This window comes from Huintestinicola butyrica (assembly GCF_025567215.1).
In the GTDB taxonomy this organism is placed as follows: Bacteria; Bacillota; Clostridia; order Oscillospirales; family Ruminococcaceae; genus Huintestinicola; species Huintestinicola butyrica.
Genome location: NZ_JAOQKB010000025.1, coordinates 6,201 through 11,822, shown reverse-complemented (window position 1 = coordinate 11,822; position 5,622 = coordinate 6,201). Strand labels below are relative to the sequence as shown.

Here is a 5,622-nt window from a genome sequence, read left to right as displayed (position 1 = left end):
CGGGCCGTCCCGTGGGTCAAAGCTGATGATATAGTGGTGGCTTTTCACATCTTCCCGCCGCTGGTTCTTCTCATAGCGGAGATTTGCCCGCATACAGGCAACGGCAAAATCCTCGCCGCCGCAGTTCAGCGTGGACAGCCGGTAGTCCTCGCGGGGGATAAGCCTGCCGGTTTCATCAAGGACAGGCTTCATGGTAAACTCGTCATGTTCAAACAGCAGGTATTGTTCGGCGGCTCCGTAGTCGGCGTTTTTAGAGTTGATATGCTTGAGTGTTGCCAACCGCGTCACCTACTTTCTTGAGGACTTCATACTTGAGGGTGGCAAGGTCGGCTATGGCGGCGCGTACCTCGCCGGACAGCGCGTTATAGGGTACGCCGTACTCGTTCAGATACCGGGCAATCTGGTTGAGGTTGCCGCCGATCCTGCCGTACTCGGCTGTGAGTTTCCCGACAGCGGAAAGCAGTTCGTCATTGACCGCCGACACATGGATAATGGGGCGTATGGCGGTGCGCCGTATCGCCTGCCGGAGAAATTCGGACTGGCTGATACCATAGGGCGCAAGCCGCGCTGTGAAGTCGGCGTATTCATCTTCGGACAGCCGGGTTTTCACAACGCGGCTGCGGTGGGGTGTGTTGTATCGCTTCGGCATGGGCTGTATACCTCCTTTCACTTATCACAAAAAATGCTCTTATCTGTTAGCCATTTCTGGGGCGAAAGAGAGAAAAAACTTTTCGCCGGACGGAAATCTTTTTGCGGCGCAAGCCGCATAGCAGGGTTTGGGGAAGGCACTCCCCAACAAGTTTCCCGCGAGGGGCAAAACCGCAGAATTGCGGATTTTGGCACCGTGGTAGAAACTTGCTCTTAGTAAGCCGCAGACTGCCCCTGTCCGGGTTTTTCCGTACATAGAGCGAACAGGGCGGGGCTTTCAGCCCGCTGTGCGCGGCCTTTTTTCCTTTCGCCAAAGATACATTTGAAAGGCCGCCAGCTACCCGCTGTCCGGGGATTTTTTCAAATTTCCTTTTGCTTCTGTAATGCGGAAAAGAGAAATTTGGCAACCGGCGGGGCAGAGAATTTTTCCTTTCACTCCCTACAACACCGCATTTTGAAATTTGCCAAACGGGGCAGGCAGCCTTTTTCTGGCTTTACCTACCTACTACGGGTGAGTTTGCGATTTTGCCAAATGGACAACAAAAAAAGCAGCAAATCTTTTTCAGACTTACTGCTTTCGCTGGCCGCTGGTAGCGGCTGATATTCAGTTTTTTTCTTATCGGTCAAATCGAAACTTGAACAGCGCGGCAATTAGCTGTTGTTTCACATATTCCTCAACCTCAGCGTTGACCTGTCCGTGTACTTTGGAAAAGTAGCGGATATATCCGGCGTAGTGGGAAAGGACGGTGTCGATTGCGTCCGGGTCGCCCTCATGCGCCTTAACGATTGTTTCATAGGGGAGAAGTTTACTCATAGCGATTTTCCTCCATGAGCCGCCGTAGCCGCTGCAAGGCAAGCTGGATATGCCGCCCCGCTGTGCTGCGTGTCCGGCCAATATGTACGCCGATCACGCGCTGCGGCTGGCGCAGGAAGTAGTAACGGAAAATTTTTTCCTGTGTCTGCTCCGGCAAACGGGCAAGGGCGGCGGCAAGTTCCGCATGGTACAGAACGGCGGTCTGGCCGCAGGCCGTAAAAAGATATTCTTCAAGCTGCTCCGGCTCGGCAAGCTGGACAAACTTCTCATTCATCAGGTAGTCAAGGGAAACTTCCCGTTCCCACCTCCGGCGCAGCTTCAAAATTATATCTATGGCTGCGTGACGAATGACAATCTTGCAAAAGGCATTGAATGTGTACTGGATATGCACTTTGTAGGCTTCATCTTCGGTCATGGAAATTCCCCCTCTCTGAATAATAGTGCGGGGCGGCAGCACTCCTTGCTGTCGCCCCTTGATTGCCTACCAGCAAAGACGGGCGGGACTGTCAACGGCGGCGCGTATGCGCCGTTCATCTTGACCGTTGACTGGCTCGGCTGGCTTTGCTATTTCATTATCTCTTTCAATTATTGTCAAAGGAAATATAGATAGTTAAACTATCTGGTATGTAACTGATACTCAACCACTTATCTTCGTTTGATAAAAGTGTCCCAATCGAAACATAGTTTCCCTCTTCGATTTCCTCCGATACATTCTCAATTACGGAAAAACCTTCTTGGTTCAAAACCTCCATGTACTCGCTATAGTCGTCGTCGCTAATGCCGGTAAGGTTGACACTGCAATTTTCATGTTCTGTATCAAGTGTTGCCCATGCAACTGTACCGGGCGGAATAGGAAGCCCCTCTGTGTATTCATTAACAGGCCAGATACCCTTGTCAAGAGTGGTAATACTGTTAGATTGTATATTGCTCTCATTACCTGTGGGTGTAGACGAAATAGTTTGATTAGAACACGCGGCCAAAGAAATTATGAATATGATTGCCAATACAGAAATATACTTCTTCATAAGTTATCTCCTATTTTTGTGTATAGTTCGGATAATCAATAAAACAGCAATTACCGCTGCGGCAAACCCAACTGCCAAAATGATTTGTAAAACATCAAAGCCCAATGCACTCTCAATCTGGATATTTGTTGTTGCGTCTGCCTGTCCGATTGCGCCCTCTGGTGCTTTTCCTAATCGTGTGACAGCATATATCGAAAAGGCAACAACCGCAACAATAAGCGCAACAAGCGCAGAAATGATACCTTTCCTTTTTTTTGATGAGGCGTTATCAATACCAAACTGCTCTGCGGTGCTGTCTGCAAATTCTTTTGGTGTTCCTAAACGCTGGATAACCTGCTGTTCCGTTTCTCCATGCTCCAAAGCAGACGCGAAAACTTCATTCAAATCACGCACAACCTCTTTTTTCGCTTTATGTGGTAAGGATAGTTCCTTTTCAACTTGTTTAATATATTGTTCTTTCATTTCGATACCCTCGCTTGTTGATAACTTTCTATGAAGCCGTTTACGCAGTTCTCATAGCTTGACCAAAATAAGATTAGTTCATCAAGTATATTCCTGCCTTTATCAGTTAGAGAGTAATACTTTTTTGAACCGCCATTTGCCACAGCCGGAGCCAATCGACATTTAATTAGTTCTGCTTCCTGCAAACGATACAGAATAGGATAAATGGTTCCCTCTTTTGCATATCCCAAAACAGACGCACTGTTATTCAATTCGGATATAATTTCGTATCCATAAGTTTCTTTGCGTCCGATTAGGCATAAGAGTATCATTTCCAGAGAGCCTTTTTTGAATTGTTGGACATATCTGTTATTCATACTGTCGCCTCTCTTCAGCTTTGCTATTTAGTTTTACTAAGTAGCGACTATATTATATCTCTTTTGGGGTATCAAAGTCAATAGGCTTCACGGAAAAGTTACAAAATGTTGTACTTTCTGCATAGGGTAATAACGGAATAGCGGGGTACTGGCGGTCTATGTTTTGTTTTTAGTATCTTACTTCTTTATCGTACATGAGCATTGGAAGCAGGGTTGTCCTGGCCGTAACCTTCCAGAAGGTTGATAACGCCCCAGATACCAAGACCTGCGCCCAGGGCCACTACGAGAGTCTGCAAAACACCAACTGCACTGTTGAAAAATTCCATAAAATAATCCTCCTAAAAAATGTTTTTGATTTTGGGTTAAGTTGTTGCGTCAATCTCGTACACATCGAAGGTGTCCGTGGGTTTTACCACGGCACGCTGCTTCTTCATGTACCGTTCCATGTCAAAGACATTTTTAGGGTCGGCGTCGGCCGTGTATCTGTAATTCGGGTGTCGGGTGAGGTCGTACTTGTCCGAAAGGAACGGGCGCACGCCCCGCAGCATGAAGATACACTTGCCGCCGTCCATCACTGCCAATTCGTCCTGGGTCATCAACTCCTTTCCTAATTTCTGATAACTGAGGCCGTGGGAAACCTGGCTGCCCCGGTTTTCGGACTGGTTATAGAAATCAATGGTCTCTTTCCCCAGCAGTTCCGAAATTTCCTTGAGCGTGGATTTCTCCTTGCCTCCCAAAAACAAGGTGCTGTCACAGTTACCGACAATGGTATCTGCCGCATCCTTGTAGATGGTCTTTAGCTGGCTCTGCGACTGCAAAATAATAGAAGCCGATATTTCACGGCTTCGGATGGTGGCAATCAGCTTATCGAAGTTCGGTATCTGGCCGATGTTGGCAAACTCGTCCAGGATCAAACGGACATGGACGGGCAGCCGCCCACCGTAGAAGTCATCCGCCTTGTCGCAGAGCAGATTGAAAAGCTGACTATACATGAGGGCAGCCACGAAATTGAAAGTGCTGTCCGTATCCGAAAGGATCACAAACAGCGCCGTCTTTTGGTCGCCCAGGGTATCCAGTTCCAGTTCGTCATACTCCATCAGGTCCCGCAGCTCCTTGATATCGAAGGGAGCAAGCCGAGCACCGCAGGAAATGAGGATGGATTTTAAGGTCTTGCCAGAGACGAAAAGTCAAGGACTTTTTCATCAAATTCAAAAATAAGTTACATTCTGCGGACTTCTTCACGGAGCATACGCTTGATTTTGTCCTCCATCGTCTCCTTGGCGGTCTCGCTGAAATGGACACGGACGATATAGGTGGTCTTGCCAATCTGCTTTCTGACAGTCGGGCAAGTGGCGGTGTTGGTTGCGGTATTGTTCATTCAAAATCCTCCTGTAAATGAAAAAGTGCCCGGTGACTATTCATCATCGGGCGGTGTCGGTATGAGGGAACAAGGCAAGGCGGCAACATTAAGGTATCTATAAAAACCTTGCCGTCTTTGCCACGCTTGCCGTGTTCCTGTTGTCAGTCTCGGAGATAGCAGACCCATGCTGTGCCGTCTTTCTCGGTCACAAGTCTGTCCCCGATACGGCTCTTTGCCGTTCTCATGGTGCGTGAGGAAATCCCACGCTCATTGACTGCCTTTTCCAGCTCTGCGCTCGGCATACGCTTTCCGTCCGCAAGCAGTTCCAGAATGAGCATTTGCGCCTGTGCGGTCTTGCTCTCGGTCTTAGCGGTGTCCGTCCCGGCAAGAAGCTCGTCAGCGGTAATGTCATAAGCCCCTATCCATTCAAAACCTTTCTCGTCTCCCAGAGAAAAGGCAAGAGACTGACCGGGCGGCGCAAGGGAGCTTTTCTCATGGATAAGCACCCTCGTTGTGGGACTGTCCTTCAACTTGCCAATAAACAGCAGACTGCGGACTGCCGCCGTAATGTCGATAGACCCCAATCCCCGGTAGGTGCTTTGCGTTCCTGCGGCTTTGTTCAGGTGTCCAATCAGCACGATAGCGCACCCGGTAGCCTGTGCAATGTCTCCCAGACTGCGGAATATCGGGCGCACCTCGTTTGCCCTGTTCATGTCCACATCTGTGCCCAAAAACGCCTGTACCGGGTCAATGATAACCAGCCTTGCGTTGTTTTCCCGGATTGCCCTTGCTATGCGTTCATCGGCAAGGGTCAGCGGCGTGTCTCTATCGTCAATGACAAGCACTTTTTCGAGGTCTGCGTCTGCTTCCATCAATCGGGGCTTGACCGTATCGCCCAGACCGTCCTCGGCGGTTTGATAGATGATGTTGAACGGCTCAAGGGTTTCCATACCGGGC

General features: G+C 49.1%; 8 protein-coding genes and 3 pseudogenes. All 11 read right to left on the bottom strand.

Annotated elements, in window-relative coordinates; genetic code table 11:
• Positions 1 to 279, bottom strand: a pseudogene (locus tag OCV68_RS14550) (relaxase/mobilization nuclease domain-containing protein); the annotation flags it as partial.
• Entirely contained in the window at positions 251 to 649 is a 399-nt protein-coding gene (locus OCV68_RS14545; protein ID WP_249279598.1) for a plasmid mobilization protein, read from the bottom strand. The pseudogene OCV68_RS14550 and the gene OCV68_RS14545, both read right to left, overlap by 29 nt.
• A gap of 615 nt (positions 650 to 1,264) precedes the next feature.
• Positions 1,265 to 1,462, bottom strand: a complete 198-nt coding sequence (locus tag OCV68_RS14540; RefSeq protein WP_117536057.1) for a helix-turn-helix domain-containing protein — start codon at positions 1,460 to 1,462, stop codon at positions 1,265 to 1,267.
• Positions 1,455 to 1,877: an RNA polymerase sigma factor gene (locus OCV68_RS14535; RefSeq protein WP_147601579.1), complete on the bottom strand. Its 423-nt coding sequence runs from the start codon at positions 1,875 to 1,877 to the stop codon at positions 1,455 to 1,457. The genes OCV68_RS14540 and OCV68_RS14535 overlap by 8 nt, the downstream gene beginning before the upstream one ends.
• A 166-nt stretch (positions 1,878 to 2,043) precedes the next feature.
• On the bottom strand, positions 2,044 to 2,487 hold the full coding sequence (locus tag OCV68_RS14530) for a hypothetical protein (protein WP_055194861.1): 444 nt from the start codon (positions 2,485 to 2,487) through the stop codon (positions 2,044 to 2,046).
• Positions 2,488 to 2,490: 3 nt separating this feature from the next.
• The gene (locus tag OCV68_RS14525; protein WP_055194864.1) at positions 2,491 to 2,949 is read right to left on the bottom strand and encodes a DUF1700 domain-containing protein; all 459 of its coding nucleotides are present in this window, start codon (positions 2,947 to 2,949) and stop codon (positions 2,491 to 2,493) included.
• Positions 2,946 to 3,305 carry a PadR family transcriptional regulator gene (locus OCV68_RS14520; protein ID WP_055194866.1) on the bottom strand — a complete coding sequence of 120 codons (360 nt, stop codon included), beginning with the start codon at positions 3,303 to 3,305 and terminating at the stop codon, positions 2,946 to 2,948. Before OCV68_RS14520 ends, OCV68_RS14525 begins: the two co-directional genes overlap by 4 nt.
• 197 nt (positions 3,306 to 3,502) lie before the next feature.
• Positions 3,503 to 3,631, bottom strand: a pseudogene (locus tag OCV68_RS14515) (Maff2 family mobile element protein); the annotation flags it as partial.
• A gap of 36 nt (positions 3,632 to 3,667) precedes the next feature.
• Positions 3,668 to 4,483 (bottom strand): annotated as a pseudogene (locus OCV68_RS14510) (VirD4-like conjugal transfer protein, CD1115 family); the annotation flags it as partial.
• A gap of 41 nt (positions 4,484 to 4,524) precedes the next feature.
• A complete protein-coding gene (locus tag OCV68_RS14505; RefSeq protein ID WP_021635681.1) occupies positions 4,525 to 4,683 on the bottom strand; it encodes a transposon-encoded TnpW family protein in 159 nt (52 codons plus the stop codon).
• 143 nt (positions 4,684 to 4,826) lie between these two features.
• Positions 4,827 to 5,622 (bottom strand): AAA family ATPase (locus OCV68_RS14500; RefSeq protein WP_262573765.1); only part of this gene is annotated, 796 nt, incomplete at its 5' end.